Genomic DNA, 16,201 nt, shown 5'->3' on the forward strand with positions numbered 1-16,201 from the left:
GGGGAAGTGTGTCTGAACGACGGGAAGTGGTTAAAAAGTAGGCAGTTTAAACCGTGCCAATAGGTTTTTAGTAGCATTACGTCTTGGGTAAGATACTTGCTGAGGTGCTATGAGAAATCCGGGTTAGGGGGATTCCGATTCTTGAAAAGAGCTCAGGTTTGAGTATTCACTATAGCAATGTGCTCAAATCGCTCACTCCATTCGCTGGGGCAGGCTAAAGCCCTTCCCTCCTAAATCGTTAGATACTTTCCTATCAATTGAGTAAGCACATGTCGGCTGTTCCTTAAATGGGACCCAGAATGGGGGTTGACCGGCGGGATTACTGAAACAGTTTAATGAATATATCAGTAATATGGCGAATGACAGGGCTTTCTCACAGCTCATACCCCATACCGTGTTGTTTGTTGATGCGGCCGCGCTTCTAGCCAAGAGATGAGTTAGCTCTGGCCAAGCATAACTGCTACCTATCCTCCGCCCAACCCTCATCAAACAGCGAAAGCTGCTGCTGATCAGCGGCTCTCGCTTTTCTAGCCCGCCGAGGGGGAGGCCGCCGCTGACTCGCCAGCTTATCCACAATTGCTTGGCTGGCATCTCTAGCCTCCGGCGTATGTCGCAGCTCATAAAGCAGTTTCTTCCAGTAGCGCGCTTCGGCTTCAAAATCATTGGGAGTGGGATAGTCGATGCCGGGCTGAAAGCCGAAGCGTTTTTGTAGGCTTTCCGGTAGCGCCCAGGGTTTGGCGCGCCACTCTAACGGCAGAGGCGCAAGCTCGGGCACCCAGCGGGCGATGAATTCGCCGGTGGGGTCGTTATCTTCCGCTTGCTTAATCGGGTTGTAGACCCGCATGGCGTTGGTGCCGGTAGCGCCTGCCTGCATCTGAACTTGGGGGTAGTGAATACCGGGTTCGAAGTCGGTAAATAGCCGTGCCAAATGCAGTGCAGGTTCGTACCAGTGCAGCCCCAGGCCGAAGGTGGCGTGGGAGAGCAGCATGGCGCGCATGCGAAAGTTGATCCAGCCGGTGGCGGTCAGGCTGCGCATGCAGGCATCTACCAGCGGCACGCCGGTTTGGCCGCGCTTCCAGGCGATCAGGTGGGGGTGTTCCGGGTCGCGCTCTCGCAGGCCGCGCAGCGCCGGGTGCAAAGTTTGATGCTCAATGCTGGGCTCGCTTTCCAGCTTCTGGATGAAATGGCAGTGCCAATAGAGCCGCGAGGTAAAGGCGCGCAGTGAGCGGGCCCAGGCGGTGTCGTCGGCGTGCTTTTGCCGCTGGCGGCGCAGGGATTGCACCACTTCCCGCATGGAGAGTGTGCCCCAGGCCAAGTGAGGCGAGAGCCGTGAACCAAACTCCCAGGCTAGTAACGGTTTGGAGAGCGAGCCGCGATAGCGCCGCCCGCGCTGGGTAATAAAGCTCAGCCATAGCGCGCGGCCTTCACTGCGCCCGCCGCACTGGCGTTGGGGGCAGGGCGTGGTATCGAACCCCAGGGTGAGCGAGGGCAGTTGCGCTATATCCACGTGGTGAAACGCCTCCCAACCTGTTGCGGCCACTGCTGTTGGCGGGGCGGGGTAGGTGGGGGCGGTCATCAGCGCTTCCCAGTGGCTTTCCCAGCGGGATTGATGCCCGGTGCGGCTGCTCAGCCCGCGAATCACGCCCTGCTGGCGGGCTTCCTGCCAGGGCACGTGGTGGGCGTGGCACCACGCCTGAACGCGTTGGTCGCGCTCGAAGCTCCAGGCATTGCCGGTCTCTTGGTGGGAGTGCAGCACCAGTTCGCCGTAGTGGGCTTTGAGCGCGGCTAGGCACTCCACTATATCGCCCTGCCACAGGCAAAGCGGCAAGCTCAGCGTGTTGAGCGCTTGGGCAAGATCAACCAGCGAATCGGCGGCAAACTGCCAGTGGCGCAGGGCGCTGTCGGGCGTTTGCCATTGGTCGGGCTCGATGGCGAATAGCGGCAGCACAGGTCCCGCCGCGGCGGCGTTCGCCAGCGGTGCGTGATCGTGAATGCGCAAATCGCGTTTGAACCAAACGACCTGAAGAGGTGCCTGAGCCATTAGCCGTAACGCCTGTTCGTCACTCATCTATTCGTGATGCAGTGATGACGTTACCATCAAGCGATTGTTTGCGTAACCAACTGAGTCACACCTGCCCACAGGAGAACACTATGTATATCGCCATGAACCGTTTTCGGATTGCCCCAGGTCGCGAAGAGGATTTTCTAGAGGTATGGCGCAACCGCGATTCCCACCTGGAGGAAGTGCCGGGCTTCAAGCAGTTTCAAATGCTGCAGGGCGAAAGCCAGGAAGAGCACACCGTGTTCATCTCCCACAGCGTGTGGGAGTCCGAAGAGGCCTTCCGCGCCTGGACGACGTCGGACGCCTTCCGCAAGGCCCACGCCAATGCCAAAGCGCCAGAAGGAATCTACCTTGGCCCGCCTAAGTTTGAGGGGTTTGAGGTGGTGTTGTAGGCGGCGTCAACGGCGGCAAATAGCGTCCAAGTACCTGGGCCGCATGCAGCACCTTGAGGTCTTGATATCTACCTGCCACTAAGTGCAAACCTACCGGCAGCCCCTGGTTGTCTAGCCCGCAGGGAAGGGAAGCCGCGGGCTGTTGGGTTAGGTTGAAGGGATAGCTGAACGGCGTCCAGTCCATCCAATCGCGATAGTGCTTGCCCGGTGGTACATTGTGGCCCGCCGCAAAGGGTGCAATGGGCATCGTAGGCGTTACTAGCAAGTCATAGCGTTCGTGAAAGGCGGCCATATGGGCGGTCAATTCGCTGCGCTCACGCCGGGCGGCGAGGTAGGCGGAAAGCGATACGTCTTGCCCGCGTCGTGCAATCTCCAGAAAGCCAGGGTCGAGCGCTGCCTGTTGCTGTTCGTTCAGTTTTTCGAGTGCCTGCGTGGCCCCCGCAAACCAGAGCGTATTAAACGTTTTAAGCGGATCGCTAAAGCCTGGGTCTATACGTTCTACGGTGGCCCCCAATGCTTCTAAATAAGCGATGGATTCCTCGACTCGCTGGGCAATATCCGGCGCTACGTCTACATAGCCAAGGTCAGCACTAAAGGCGATGCGCCAGCCCTTTAGGCTAGCCGGTGGCGGCGTGAGCCAATCTGGCCCTCTGGGATTGCCTGAGTAACCATCCCGAGCATCGGGCTGTGCCATGACGCTGAGCATGAGGGCGCTATCACGTGCAGTGCGCGTCATGGGCCCTAAATGAGACAGCGTACTCATGGTGCTGGCAGGCCACTGAGGCACCCACCCAAAGGTGGGTTTAATACCGAACGTGCCGGTAAAGCTGCATGGAATACGAATGGAGCCGCCCGCGTCGCTGCCTTGATGAAGCAGGCCCAGGTTGAGCGCCGCGGCCGCTCCCGCGCCGCCGGATGACCCTCCCGGCGTTAGCTCCGTGTTCCATGGGTTGCGGGTGATGCCGTGCAGCGGGTTATCGGTGACGCCTTTCCAGCCAAATTCAGGCGAGGTGGTTTTGCCAACCACAATGGCCCCGGCATTGCGCAGGTGACGGCTAATGGGCGCATCTACCTCCCAGGGGCCATCTGGAGTCGTGGTGGTGGAACCCAGCCGTGTAGGCAGGCCTTTGGTTAGGGTTAAATCTTTGATCGTCACTGGGATGCCGTCTAGCGGGCCGCAGGGTATACCTGCTTGCCAGCGTCGAGCAGATTCTGCCGCTAAACGGCGTGCCTCTTCTCCGTTAATACAGGTGAAGGCATTCACCTTGGGGTTATCTCGCTCAATACGCGTTAAGCAGTCCTCCACCAGCGTTTCCGGCGAGAGCGAGCCCTCGCTGAAACGTGCCAATGCATCAGTTGCCGTCAAGGTTTCAAAGGTATCCGCCATGGTTACTCCCCACTTTTCACACCGGCCGCATCGAGCATGGCGTGCAGTAGAACGTTACAGCCTGCGTGTACATGTTCCGGGGTGGCGCTTTCGATCTCGTTATGGCTAATGCCATCTTTGCAGGGAATGAAGATCATGGCGGCGGGTGCTACGCGGCCAACGAACATCGCATCGTGCCCGGCTCCGCTGATGATATCCATGTGTGAGAGCTGTAGTTTTTCAGCGGCTTGTCGCACGCTATCCACGCACGTTTGATCGAAATGCTCAGGCGCAAAATCTGCGGTGGGGGTGAGCTCGTATTCCAACCCGTGACGTTGGCAAATGTCTTCAACGGCGGTCGTCACCGCTTGGCCCATGGCGATCAGGGCGTCGGGTTGCCAGTGGCGCATATCCAGGGTCATTTTGACTTGGCCGGGAATGACATTGCGCGAACCTGGGTGTAGCGTCATACAGCCTACCGTGCCGCGCCCGTGGGGTTGGTGCTCATGGGCAATCCGGTTGAGTGCTTGAGTGACTTCTGCGGCCCCCATCATGGCATCCCGACGAAGATTCATTGGGGTGGGGCCTGCATGGGCTTCAAGCCCTGTGAGGGTCAAGTCGAACCACTTCTGGCCAAGCCCCCCGATGACAACGCCAATGGTGGTGTCGGTATCTTCGAGAATGGGGCCTTGCTCAATGTGCGGCTCGAAATAGGCTTTGATCTCGTCGGGGGAGACCTCATCACTACCGCGATAATGAATCGCGTCTAAGGCATCGCTGACCGTGACACCATCGGCGTCGGTGCGCGCCATCATGGCATCGAACGCCAGCTCGCCGCTGAATACGCCGGAGCCCATCATACAGGGGGGAAATCGGCAGCCTTCTTCGTTGGTCCACGCGACCACTTCGATCGGCGATTGCGTGGTGATGTTGTGCTGATTCAGGGTACGAATGACTTCAAGACCCGACATGACGCCGAAGCAGCCATCGTATTTGCCGCCGGTGGGTTGGGTATCCAAGTGGCTGCCCGCCATGACGGTTTTGGCACTGGGGTCGCTGCCTTCCCGGCGGGCAAAGATATTGCCGACATTATCGATGCGAATCGTGCAGCCCTCGGCACGGCACCACTGAATGAAAAGGTCGCGGCCCTGGTGGTCTAGATCGGTCAGCGCCTGACGGTTCACGCCGCCCTTGGGCGTGGCCCCTAGTTTGGCCATCTCCATGAGCGACGCCCAAAGGCGGTCGCTGTCAGTAAGTAGGTCGGACTCTTTGATGGGCGTAACGTAGGTATTCATTTCACTCTCCTCGCAAAGTTAAACGGATGTGTTGTCCGTTAGTAAGTCGTGTAGCTTGGAACGGTGATTCTGATGAGTGGGTGAGTCGTTGCTGACCAGCATCTGTATCGCCATTTCAGCTTCCAGCGCACTCATGTGATGTTCCGCATCGGCCATGTGCTCGGCCATGATCTGTCGCACACGCGGGGCATCTTCAGCGCGGTAGGCATCCACTAGCTGCCGGTGGTAATCCTGATTGGCGTGATCGAATTGCTTTCGCTCCGGGACGTAGGCTTTTTTGATCACCACCAAATCGCGCAGCATGTCGTTTAAAAACTGGCACATAAACGCGAGCAATGGATTCGGGCAGGCGCGGGCCAGCAGCTGGTGAAACTCCAGCTCTAGAAAACGTTGGTGTCGGTGATCCTCTTCATGACTCGCACAGCAGGCGCAGGCCGACATATTGGCTTCCAACTGTTGGAAGTCCTGCTCGGTGAGCTTACCCACCACGGAGGCCGCCAGTTCTACTTCCAGCAGTTTGCGTAGCTGGTACACCTGCTTTCCATCCAATTGTTGGAAGTGCAGGAAGTTACGCAGCATTCGGCTGGCGGGCTCCATGCTGGGCTGATTAATGACCGCGCCTCCTTTAGGCCCGGTTTTTAACGTGATGAGCCCCTCAACCTCTAGGATCTTGAGCGCTTCGCGCACGGTGCCCTTGGCGCTACCGTAAAGCTCCATCAGCGCTTTTTCGTTGGGCAGCCGGTCACCTTCTCCCAGTGACTCGGCGGCTATCCAGCGCTTGATGTCGTCGCTAATCAGCTCGGCAAGCTTGGGTCTGCGCGGCGAGGTCGAAACAGGGGCTTGAGTCATCAACCCACTCCTTATTGTTGGTTAGCGCTATGGGTGATTTCTTGTGTATAGGCGGGCAAACGCTCTGGATGGTACTCGGCATCATAGTCATGGCGTGCTTGGGTAAAGCGTTCCACGACCGCTGTATCGCGGCGATGCAGCGCGTGGCTGAGCCCAACAAACAGCGCAGCATTCAGCAATAACCCCCAGATACCCGCATGGTAGCCAAATGGTGCGCTGAGCGGGCCAAAGGTCATGAGGAGCACGCAGGCAACGCCCGCCCACAAACCCGCCAGTGCAGCGGTGGGGTGCGCTTTTTTCCAGGTGATGGCCCCGATGGTGGGAATGATCAACTGCGCGGTGCCCGCCAATGCCGCAATACCAATGGTGACCAGTACGCCCGGTACGGTGAGCGCCATGATATAAGCGGCCAATGAGAAACCCACTAGCGATAAACGACCGATATACACGATACGCGCTTGGCTGGCATCGCGGTCGATATAGCGTTTGTAGATATCCATCGTCACCACGGTAGACACCGCGTGGATCTGCGAGTTAGCGGTAGACATGGCGGCTGAGGCGCCGGCTGCCATGATCAACGAGGCGAGCAGGTAAGGCGCATACTCCATCAGCATGATGGGCAGTATCTGGTCAGGGTTTTCTACGTTGGGTTCGAGCAGCACGCCTGAATAGCCAGATAGCACCGAGCCTACATAGGCAAAGGCCGCCAACCCCAATAAAAACGGCATTAGGTTAAACAGTTTGCCGTGTTTGACCGAGTACATGCGCAGCCAGATTTGCGGGCCCATAAAGGCACCGATGGCGGTAATGGCAAACAGCGAGAACCACATGGGGTAGCCCATCGTGCCGTTCGGCCCAGGCATGGTGAGATGATCAGGAGAGCTTTGCTGCAGCTGACTAAATAGCGCCGTGGGGCCCCCTACCTGGGTGGAAATGTAGTAACCGGCATACAGCATGCCGAAGAACAACAGCGCGCCATAAATGACGTCGGTCCAGGCAATGGCGCGAATGCCGCCAATCCACACGTAGATAATGATGATGAAGTAGAACAGCAGGGCGGCGAGCCAGAAAGGAATCAACCCACCCGAGGCAACCTCGATTAAGTAAGCGCCGCCAGTGAGCTGGATCTGCAGATAAGGTACGGTAAAAATCAGCGTAATCGCGGCAACGGTAATGCGCAGCGCCTCGCTGTTATAAAAATCGCCAATTAAGTCTGAAGGTGTTAAGTAGTTGAATCGTTTGCCTAAAAACCAAACTCGTTTGCCAATCCAGTAATACATGAAGCCAAACAGCAGGTTCCAGGCTAACGCAGTAAGAAATACCGGCCCGTTGGTATAAAAGGTGGCATTAGAGCCGAGGAACGCAAACGCGCTCCACCAGGTGGCCGCGACGGTGAAGAAGACCGCGATACTGCCCATGGCACGGCCCTGAACGAAAAAATCCTCGCTGGTTTCTTGCGATTGACGAGCGGATAAAACCCCCACCATCAAGGGAATGATCATAAACGCTGCAATGATGATTAAGCTTCCGGTCATGATATACCCCTTCATTTACCGCTGTTGGGTGGCGTGGATAGTGGAAGGCTCGGGACTACCCCAGTTGGTGAAATAAGCCACCAAAAACAGCGCCGTTAATACGAACCACCAGAACAAGTTCCACACCAGCAGAAAGGGGAGGCCCATCACCATGGGCTCTATACGGTTAGCCAGCATAATGAGGGGGCTTTCCAGCATGATAAAGCTGAAGAGCATGCCGCCATATATAGACAGCTTTAAGGGAGTCAAGTATTTCATAGCAAGGTAGCCCTTTGTTTATATTGAAATTGTGAGCATTGATGGCAGTGCACGCAGCCAGCGACAGCGCTAGTGAGCGCATTCGCTAAGTGAGTGCGACTGAGGCGTGTTCCACTGATTTGTTGTATTTATTCGTATAAATATAAGAATTAGGCGCTTTGAATCGTTCCGTCAAGATGGGTAGGCGCTGTTTGATGCTCTATTACGTATGATTTTACTAACGTGAGCGAAAGAAAAGCATGATTTTATAAACGTAGTGGGTGGCGCATGCTGAGGGCATGTCTCATAGCGACGGAGCTGGACACTATGTTTGGTTTAAAAAGTAAAACAACCGCCCAGTCAGCGGAAAAGACGGCTGAGCAGTCTGGATCAGCCACCGCCCTCAACCAGCATTTCTGGATGCCCTTTAGTGCCAACCGGGACTTCCGTGCCAACCCGCGCATGATTGCGGGCGCCGAAGGGCGTTATTACATCGATGACCAAGGGCGCAAGCTGTTCGATTCGCTCTCTGGCCTATGGACCTGCGGGGCGGGTCATAACCGTGAAGAGATTCAGAAAGCCGTGGCGGCGCAGCTGGGTACGCTGGATTTTGCCCCCGGCTTTCAGATTGCTCACCCGTTGGCGTTCAAGCTGGCGGAAAAGGTCGCGAGCTTAACGCCTGCCGGGCTGGATCACGTATTTTTCACCAACTCCGGTTCAGAAGCCGCCGATACCTCGGTCAAGATGGCCAAGGCCTACTGGCGGTTAAAAGGTAAGCCGGAAAAAACCCGCATGATCGGCCGCGCCAAGGGCTACCACGGGGTGAACATCGGCGGCACCAGCCTGGGTGGTATTGGCGGCAACCGTAAACACTACGGGCAGTTGATGGACGTGACGCACCTGCCTCACACCCTGCAGGCGGGCCATGCCTACACCCGTGGCCAAGCGGAAACCGGCGCTGAGCTGGCCGATGCGCTGCTGGATCAAATCGCCCTGCACGATGCCTCTACCATTGCGGCGGTGATCGTGGAGCCGATGTCGGGCTCGGCGGGGGTGATCGTGCCGCCCAAGGGCTACTTGAACCGGCTGCGGGAAATCTGCACCGCCCACGATATTCTGCTGATTTTCGATGAAGTCATTACCGCCTTTGGCCGCAGCGGCGCCACCACCGGTGCCGAAGCGTTTGGCGTCACGCCGGACATCATGAACGTGGCCAAGCAGATCACCAATGGGGCGGTGCCGATGGGGGCGGTGATCGCTTCAGGCGAGATTTTCGACACCTTCATGCACGCAGGCGGTGCCCAGCACGCCATTGAATTCCCCCACGGCTACACCTACAGCGCCCACCCCGTGGCCTGCGCGGCGGGGCTGGCGGCGCTGGAGATGATGGAGCGTGACAACTTCCCCGCTCAGGTGAATGCCATCGCTCCCGCGTTCGAGCAGAAGCTGCACGCCCTGAAAGGCCACAACCACATTGTCGATATTCGCAACTACGGCTTGGCCGGTGCTCTGCAGCTAGCGCCGCGCCACGGCGACCCCACCATTCGCCCCCGCGATGCGCATATGGCGCTGTGGGAAGCGGGCTTCTACGTGCGCTACGGCGGCGACACCCTGCAGTTCGGCCCTCCCTTCGGCACCACGGAAGCCGAGCTCGAGCGTTTGTTCGATGCCGTCGCGACGACCCTGGATTCACTGGCGTAACCCTGGCCCACCCTATTTCGGAGTTTAATGATGAGTGTTGTTTCCCACCTGATAAATGGTGAGCTGGTGGAAAGCCAGCGCACGCTGGAGGTCACCAACCCTTCTACTGGCAAGGTGGTTCGCCACGTGGCGGATGCCAGCGCGGCGGATGTGGAGCGTGCGATTGCTGCGGCTCAGGCAGCTTTTCCCGCCTGGCGCGATACGCCGCCCGCCAAGCGCGCCCAGGTGATGTACCGCTTTAAGCAGCTGCTGGAAGAGCACGCGGACCGCCTCGTGCAACTGGTCAGCGAAGAGCATGGCAAAACGGTGGAAGACGCCATGGGCGAGCTGAAGCGCGGCATCGAGAACGTCGAGTACGCCTGTGGCGTGCCTGAGCTGTTAAAAGGCGAGTACTCCCACAACGTGGGGCCGGGCATCGATGCGTGGTCCAACTTCCAGCCGTTGGGCGTGGTGGCGGGCATTACCCCGTTCAACTTCCCTGCCATGGTGCCGCTGTGGATGTACCCGATGGCGATTGCCTGCGGTAACACCTTTATCCTCAAGCCCTCCGAAAAGGACCCGTCGGCGGCCATGGCCGTGGCTGAACTGCTGCAAGAGGCGGGGCTGCCCAAAGGTGTGATGAACGTGGTGCATGGCGGGCGCGAGGCGGTGGAAACCCTGCTGGATGCCAAAGCCGTGAAGGCGATCTCGTTTGTGGGTTCCACGCCCGTGGCAGAGGCGATCTACTCCCGTGGTTCGGCGGCGGGCAAGCGCGTTCAGGCCCTGGGCGGGGCGAAGAACCACGCGGTGATTCTGCCGGATGCCGACCTGGAAAACGCCGCCAACACGCTGATGGGTGCCGCCTACGGCAGCTGCGGTGAGCGCTGCATGGCGATCTCGGTGGCGGTGTGCGTGGGTGACGAAACCGCCGACCGTCTGGTCGAAACCATGCTGCCCAAGATCGCTCAGTTGAAGGTGGGGCCCGGCACTGAAAAAGGCCTGGACATGGGCCCGCTGGTCACCGCCGAGCACCGCAATAAAGTGCTTGGGTTTATCGAAGGGGGCGTGAACGCGGGCGCTTCGCTGGTGGCGGATGGCCGTGGCCTGAGCGTGGCGGGCCATGAAGAGGGCTACTTTGTGGGTGGCTGCCTGTTCGATCACGTCACTGCTGAGATGCGCATTTATCAGGAAGAGATTTTCGGGCCGGTACTTTGCGTGGTACGGGTCGGCAGCCTGGACGATGCCATGCAGCTGATCAACGACCACGAATACGGCAACGGCACCTGCCTGTTCACCCGTGATGGCGAAGCCGCCCGCCGGTTCACCGATGGTATCGAAGTGGGCATGGTGGGGGTAAACGTACCACTGCCCGTGCCGGTGGCCTACCACAGCTTTGGCGGCTGGAAGCGCTCGCTGTTTGGCGACCTTCACGCCTACGGCCCCGACGCGGTGCGCTTCTACACGCGCCGTAAAGCGGTTTCCCAGCGTTGGCCCTCCGTCAGCGAAGCCACCCGGGCGGAGTTCTCGTTTCCCACCACCCAGCGTTGACGCAATGCGCTAACTGCGCCATCTTCACTGCACCACCGCCTGCGTCTTTGTGGGGCGGTGATGTATGTTTTGATGCGTGTGATTAGCGGTCAGAGCGGCAAAGGGATACCAGCGTGGCGAGAACACAGGACGAAATTCGGCAAACGAACGTCAAGAAGATCCTTCAAGCGGCGGAGCAGCTGTTTGCCGAGAAAGGCTATGCCGGAGCCTCCATGGGAGAGATCGCTCAGTTGGCCGACCTGCCAAAGTCCAACGTGCACTACTATTTCGCGACCAAGAAGGCGCTCTATCAAGAGGTGCTGCTGGCGCTGTTAGCGGTGTGGAAGCAGGACGCACTCTGCTTCGAGCTGTACGACGACCCCCGCGTGGTGCTCTCGACCTACATTCGCGCCAAGATGAATCACTCCCGCTACCGCGCCCACGGCTCCAAGATCTGGGCGGCCGAAGTGATGCAGGGCGCGCCGATTCTCAAAGAGCGCCTGCGCGATCACCTCTATGAATGGACCAAACTGAAAGAGTCGAAAATTCGCGAGTGGATCGAAGCCGGCCAAATCAATCCCGTCGAGCCCTCCTACCTGCTTTACATGATCTGGGCCTCCACCCAGCACTACGCCGACTTCGACTATCAAATCTCACTGCTCAACGACGACAAACCGCTGGACGACCTGCAGTTCGAAAAGGCCGTGCAGTCGGTGACGTCGGTGATTTTAAGAGGCATTGGGCTGACGGCTTAGGGTATCGGCGTGTGCTAACCGATCTGCAAAAGGGGGAGCGATGAACGATACCGCCCGACCTATCATCGGCGTGGGGGCGATAGTCATCCGCTCGGATGGAAGCGTACTGCTTGGGTATCGCGATAAGCCGGGGGAAACGCCGTGCTGGTGTTTACCCGGCGGCCATGTCGATGCGGGAGAGTCCTTTGAGACGTCGGCTGCTCGCGAAGTCGCGGAAGAAACGGGCATTACCGAGCTGCACGATTTGGCCTTGCTGGCGATCACTCAGAACCTCAAGAGCGCCGCCTCCATGGTGACGGGAGCCGTCATCGCCCACGTGAAACAAGAGGCCGAGGCCTTGCTGCTAGAGCCTCAGGTGTTCACGGAGTGGCGCTGGTTCCACCCCGGCGCGCTGCCCGCGCCGCTATTCCCGGCCAGCCAAGCGGTGCTGGCCCACTGGCAGTGTCATCAGCCGCCTACCGGTTGGCGCACCTATCCTATCGCGCCAGTCGCGTAACTCCCGCTATGTCGGATGCAAGCTTTTGAACTTATGGCGCTTACGCGAGAGTCGAGAGTAACGTGCGGAACTTGCGCAGGTTGTCATCGCCATAGAGTACACGGTCGCAGAAGCGGTCATACGCCTCTAAATCGGTGACGGTCAGCACACTGAGCTCAACACATACACATCGGTTAGGCGATTTAGAACGCGCCAAAAAAATGGCCATCAGACGCTTGAAATACGAACGAACGCTCCTATTTTTCGTACCGTAGAGGCTGCTTCGGTGGAGTGGAAAAGGGGCCGCCTCTCATCGTAAGTCTCACAGTCTGCTTTACGTAGGAGGTATTCGACATGTTCGATGATCTCAAGCGTTTTGAAACGGGCTCGTCTGAGCAGTATGACTGGCTCAACCAGTTGCTGGATGGCTTCTTTCCTGATCGCAATACCATGGATATTCGCGCGGTGCCGCGGGGTAGCTTTCCCATGATCAATATCGCCCGCAGCGACGAGGCCGTTAGGCTCTACGTGTTTGCCGCAGGGTTGGCCCCCTCGGATCTAATCATCGATGTTCAGGACAATGTGCTGACACTGCGTGGTCAACGAGACGCCGTGTCGGGCCAACATGAGGAGGGTGAGTCGCGTCAGGTTCTGCGCCGTGAGCGCGCCAGTGGGGAGTTCGTTAGATCGATCGCCTTACCCGAGGGAATCGACGTCGAGCGGTCAGAGGCCCGTCATGCCCATGGGATATTCGAGATCGTGCTACCCAAGCGCGAAGAGCTAAAGCCACGGCGTATTGATGTTCAAGCGGCGTAAATCATGCGTTTAACCAGGTTTTGGAGGGTCGAATCATGAATGACATCGTCCGTTCATCCCACTCCCATCACTCCTCGCTGCAGCAGGAGCAGAACGGCCAGAATCGGCACTATAAGGAGGCGCTTCTACCGGCGGTGGATATTATCGAAGAGGCTAACGCGCTCAAGCTAGTGGCCGATATGCCCGGTGTGACACCGGAGACGCTCAAGGTAGAGGTCGATGACCAAGTGTTGAGTCTGGAAGGGGAGATAGCGCTGAATATGCCGGAAGGACTCAGCGCTTTGCATGCCGAAGTGCGCGGTCAACGCTTCGCGCGGCGCTTCAACCTGAGCCGGGAGGTAGATAGTGAGGCCATTACGGCCACTATCGTCAACGGCGTGCTGACGTTGACGCTTCCCAAGAAAGAGAGCCACCGCGCGCGCCGTATCGAGGTCCAGGCGGCGTGACGCTAGGCAGTGCATGGCGATAAGAGCGAGTGTCCGCGATATCGTGGACACTCTTTTTGCTTTTAAGGCTTCACGGTAGGTAAAGCGTCCCCTTACCCACCACGATGGCGTGCCCTCCCACCGTCACGAACCCCGGCGTCATATCACCATTGGCCGCCGTATAAATAACGCTGGGCCGCCCCATTTCAATGCCTTGATGTATCTCGCAGCGCAACGCTTCGGTCTGGAGGGAGGCTAGATAGCCGGTTAACGCTGCGGCAGCGCTGCCGGTGGCCGGGTCTTCGCAGAGGCTGTCGTGCATGCAGAACATGCGGCTACGAATCACGGTCGCTTGCCCTGCTGACGGCTCCCTCACGTACGGATAGATTTGAGCCGCGCGGCTGGGCATCACTGCACTGGCCCAGAGGGCGGCTGAAATAGTGACGCTCTCCAAGGCCGAGGTATCCGATAGCTCGATCAAGTGGAAGGGTAGCCCAAACGATGCGATGACTGGGTCGCCCACTACTTGGTGGATATCCAATCCCAACAGCGCCACGGCAGTGGGGTGATCGAGCGTGCTGTCTGCCAGCATAACGGCTTGCGACGTTTTGAACGTTGCTTTGCCGTTGGCCGATGTTATGGCGAGTTCGCCAATGGGTGGGTGAAGCACTAACGGTTGCTCTGGGTGGGTGAGTTTGAGCGCCGTCAGCAGGTGGGCGGTGCCTACCGTAGGGTGGCCTGCAAACGGCAGCTCCCTGGTCGGGGTGAAAATCCGCATGGGGTAGTGTTGTGGCGCCGCCTCGGCGCTCAAGAACACCGTTTCCGCCAGATTCAATTCATTGGCCAGCGCTTGCATGGTGTGGGCGTCCAATCCATCCGCGTTGAGAAACACGGCCAATGGGTTGCCCGTAAACGGCTGGTCGGTAAAGACATCCAGCAAGTAGTACTCGGCGGTAGTCATACATCCCCCTTATTGGAGAGCCTCTGTTTCCAAAAGGTGCGTTTTCCCTCTTGGCAGGCCTGTTCACGGGTGAGGCCGATGTCTTGCAGCAAGTGATCCTCTAGCGTGAGCAGTTGGCGACGGCTGCGGCGGCGTTGTTGGTAGCGGCTTAGCTGATAACGCAGCTGAGTGAGGCTGAAGCGTGGCATGGCGGCTCTCCGGGTGGTGGGGTGCCTATCTAGGTTACGTACCCTTCCGGCTGCCATACAGATATAGGTTTTTTTATTTTTACGATACAGATGGGGCGTGTTATACCTCTGTATGGCAAAGCGGGATGCCTTCTGTATGGCGAATTAACCGAGTGAGGTGGGCGTGATGACGCGCTACGAAGAGGTGGCGGTAACGTTGCGGGAGCGAATCGAGCACGGGATTTATCGCGTGGGCGACCGGCTACCGTCTATTCGAGCGGTCTGCCAAGAGCTGAATGTGAGTATCTCAACGGTACAAGAAGCGTATCGCCAGCTCATGGATGCCGCGCTGATCGAGTCCCGGCCAAAGTCGGGGTACTTCGTGTTGCCGTGTCGTATTCCCTCTGTGCTACCCTCTGTCTCGCGGCCTGCTCAGTGCCCGCTTGATGTCTCCCAATGGGACCAAGTGTTAGAACTCGTCGCTACCCAGCGGGACGATAAACGGCTGCTGCTTGGGCGCGGCGTTCCCAATCTTGAAGTCGAGTCGTTAAAGCCACTGTCGAAAATCCTCGCCGGGCTGCACCGTAGCAACGATCTGCACGGCTTCAACTACGACAAACTCAGCGGTAGCCCTGAACTGCGCCAGCAGGTGGCGCGCTTGGCGGTGGCATCTGGCTGCTTGCTGCACCCGGATGACATCATGATCACTACGGGGTGTCAGGAGGCGCTGGCCATTGCGCTGCGCACACTCACCCAGCATGGTGATGTGGTGGCAGTGGATTCGCCCAGCTTTTACGGCACCATGCAGATTCTGAAAGCCAACGGATTAAAGGCGCTGGAGATTCCCACCGACCCGCAAACCGGCATTAGTCTGGAGGCGTTAGAGCTGGCGCTAGAGCAGTGGCCTATCCGCGCCATTCAGGTCACGCCTACCTATAACAACCCCTTGGGTTATACCATGCCGGAAGCGCGCAAGCGGGCGCTCTATCAGCTTGCCCAACGTTTTGATGTAGCGATTATCGAAGACGATATCTATGGGGATTTGGCCTATACCCAGCCCAGGCCACTGACGATAAAATCCTTTGATACCGATGGGCGTGTGCTGCTGTGTAGCGGCTTCTCGAAAACCTTGGGGCCGGGCCTGCGAGTGGGTTGGTTGGCCCCTGGCTGCTATCGGGAAAAAGCACTGCATATGAAGTACGTCTCCACCGGCGCCTCTGCCACGCTACCGCAATTAGCGGTGGCGGAGTTTGTCGCCAAAGGCCATTTTGAACGCCATCTACGCGCGGTTTCGCGCCAATATCAGCGCCAGCGGGACATCATGATTAGTTGGGTGCAGCGCTACTTTCCCAAAGGGTCAGGCATTAGCTACCCGCAAGGGGGCTTTTTACTCTGGGTCGAACTGCCTGCGGATGTCGATTGCGTGCGCCTCAACGAGCGCTTAGCGCAGCACGCCATCCACGTAGCGCCGGGGTCGCTGTTCTCCGCCTCCGGCAAGTTTCGTCAGTGTTTGCGGTTGAACTACGCGTTTACCCTAACCCGGATTTCTCACAGGGTATAAAAGAAAGCGGCTGAAAGTGCTATGATTTCAAGAACCTAACCAATCCATCAAGCACCAACAGCCGCTTCCAAAATGGTACCTGAAAAGCTGACCTTCTC

General features: G+C 58.2%; 16 protein-coding genes. 8 read left to right on the forward strand and 8 right to left on the reverse strand.

Annotation, left to right across the window (positions count from 1 at the left end):
- Positions 1-460: 460 nt before the first annotated feature.
- Positions 461-2,041: an FAD-binding domain-containing protein gene (locus MHM37_RS16725; protein ID WP_239383773.1), complete on the reverse strand. Its 1,581-nt coding sequence runs from the start codon at positions 2,039-2,041 to the stop codon at positions 461-463.
- A 110-nt stretch (positions 2,042-2,151) separates the two neighbouring features.
- Here MHM37_RS16725 and MHM37_RS16730 point away from each other — a divergent pair, with 110 nt between their 5' ends.
- Positions 2,152-2,454, forward strand: coding sequence for an antibiotic biosynthesis monooxygenase (locus MHM37_RS16730; protein ID WP_239297398.1), 303 nt, complete (start codon positions 2,152-2,154; stop codon positions 2,452-2,454).
- Here the strand turns inward: MHM37_RS16730 and MHM37_RS16735 are convergent.
- From MHM37_RS16735 to MHM37_RS16755, 5 genes are read right to left on the reverse strand one after another with little or no spacing between them, the layout of a single operon-like run.
- Positions 2,423-3,841, reverse strand: a complete 1,419-nt coding sequence (locus MHM37_RS16735; protein WP_239297396.1) for an amidase — start codon at positions 3,839-3,841, stop codon at positions 2,423-2,425. The two genes, MHM37_RS16730 and MHM37_RS16735, sit on opposite strands and share 32 nt — an antisense overlap.
- Positions 3,842-3,843: 2 nt before the next feature.
- Positions 3,844-5,115 carry a Zn-dependent hydrolase gene (locus MHM37_RS16740; protein ID WP_239297395.1) on the reverse strand — a complete coding sequence of 424 codons (1,272 nt, stop codon included), beginning with the start codon at positions 5,113-5,115 and terminating at the stop codon, positions 3,844-3,846.
- Positions 5,116-5,133: 18 nt separating this feature from the next.
- Positions 5,134-5,964, reverse strand: coding sequence for an FCD domain-containing protein (locus MHM37_RS16745; protein ID WP_139525846.1), 831 nt, complete (start codon positions 5,962-5,964; stop codon positions 5,134-5,136).
- 11 nt (positions 5,965-5,975) lie between these two features.
- Positions 5,976-7,499: a sodium:solute symporter family protein gene (locus MHM37_RS16750; RefSeq protein ID WP_239297394.1), complete on the reverse strand. Its 1,524-nt coding sequence runs from the start codon at positions 7,497-7,499 to the stop codon at positions 5,976-5,978.
- Positions 7,500-7,514: 15 nt separating this feature from the next.
- Positions 7,515-7,676 carry a hypothetical protein gene (locus MHM37_RS16755; RefSeq protein ID WP_231125587.1) on the reverse strand — a complete coding sequence of 54 codons (162 nt, stop codon included), beginning with the start codon at positions 7,674-7,676 and terminating at the stop codon, positions 7,515-7,517.
- A 387-nt stretch (positions 7,677-8,063) separates the two neighbouring features.
- Between MHM37_RS16755 and MHM37_RS16760 the strand changes: the two genes are divergently transcribed.
- The 6 genes from MHM37_RS16760 to MHM37_RS16785 all read left to right on the forward strand — a co-directional run bounded on the left by MHM37_RS16760 (position 8,064) and on the right by MHM37_RS16785 (position 13,435).
- The gene (locus MHM37_RS16760; RefSeq protein ID WP_275437576.1) at positions 8,064-9,437 is read left to right on the forward strand and encodes an aspartate aminotransferase family protein; all 1,374 of its coding nucleotides are present in this window, start codon (positions 8,064-8,066) and stop codon (positions 9,435-9,437) included.
- 30 nt (positions 9,438-9,467) lie between these two features.
- Complete coding sequence (locus tag MHM37_RS16765; protein ID WP_239297393.1) at positions 9,468-10,964, forward strand: CoA-acylating methylmalonate-semialdehyde dehydrogenase; 1,497 nt, start codon at positions 9,468-9,470, stop codon at positions 10,962-10,964.
- A 113-nt stretch (positions 10,965-11,077) separates the two neighbouring features.
- A complete protein-coding gene (locus MHM37_RS16770; protein WP_139525842.1) occupies positions 11,078-11,698 on the forward strand; it encodes a TetR/AcrR family transcriptional regulator in 621 nt (206 codons plus the stop codon).
- A gap of 40 nt (positions 11,699-11,738) precedes the next feature.
- A complete protein-coding gene (locus tag MHM37_RS16775; RefSeq protein ID WP_239297392.1) occupies positions 11,739-12,194 on the forward strand; it encodes an NUDIX domain-containing protein in 456 nt (151 codons plus the stop codon).
- Between the two features lie 333 nt (positions 12,195-12,527).
- On the forward strand, positions 12,528-12,989 hold the full coding sequence (locus tag MHM37_RS16780) for an Hsp20/alpha crystallin family protein (protein ID WP_239297391.1): 462 nt from the start codon (positions 12,528-12,530) through the stop codon (positions 12,987-12,989).
- A gap of 35 nt (positions 12,990-13,024) precedes the next feature.
- Positions 13,025-13,435, forward strand: a complete 411-nt coding sequence (locus tag MHM37_RS16785; RefSeq protein WP_153843009.1) for an Hsp20/alpha crystallin family protein — start codon at positions 13,025-13,027, stop codon at positions 13,433-13,435.
- Positions 13,436-13,505: 70 nt separating this feature from the next.
- On the opposite strand, the gene MHM37_RS16790 is transcribed toward MHM37_RS16785, so the two are convergent.
- Together MHM37_RS16790 and MHM37_RS16795 are read right to left on the reverse strand one after the other, a co-directional pair.
- Entirely contained in the window at positions 13,506-14,375 is an 870-nt protein-coding gene (locus MHM37_RS16790; protein WP_239297390.1) for a PhzF family phenazine biosynthesis protein, read from the reverse strand.
- Positions 14,372-14,563 carry a DUF1127 domain-containing protein gene (locus MHM37_RS16795; protein WP_139525837.1) on the reverse strand — a complete coding sequence of 64 codons (192 nt, stop codon included), beginning with the start codon at positions 14,561-14,563 and terminating at the stop codon, positions 14,372-14,374. The genes MHM37_RS16790 and MHM37_RS16795 overlap by 4 nt, the downstream gene beginning before the upstream one ends.
- A gap of 166 nt (positions 14,564-14,729) precedes the next feature.
- Here MHM37_RS16795 and MHM37_RS16800 point away from each other — a divergent pair, with 166 nt between their 5' ends.
- Positions 14,730-16,103, forward strand: a complete 1,374-nt coding sequence (locus MHM37_RS16800; protein WP_239297389.1) for a PLP-dependent aminotransferase family protein — start codon at positions 14,730-14,732, stop codon at positions 16,101-16,103.
- Positions 16,104-16,201 lie beyond the last annotated feature (98 nt).

This window comes from Halomonas sp. MMH1-48, assembly GCF_022348105.1.
GTDB lineage: Bacteria > Pseudomonadota > Gammaproteobacteria > Pseudomonadales > Halomonadaceae > Vreelandella > Vreelandella piezotolerans.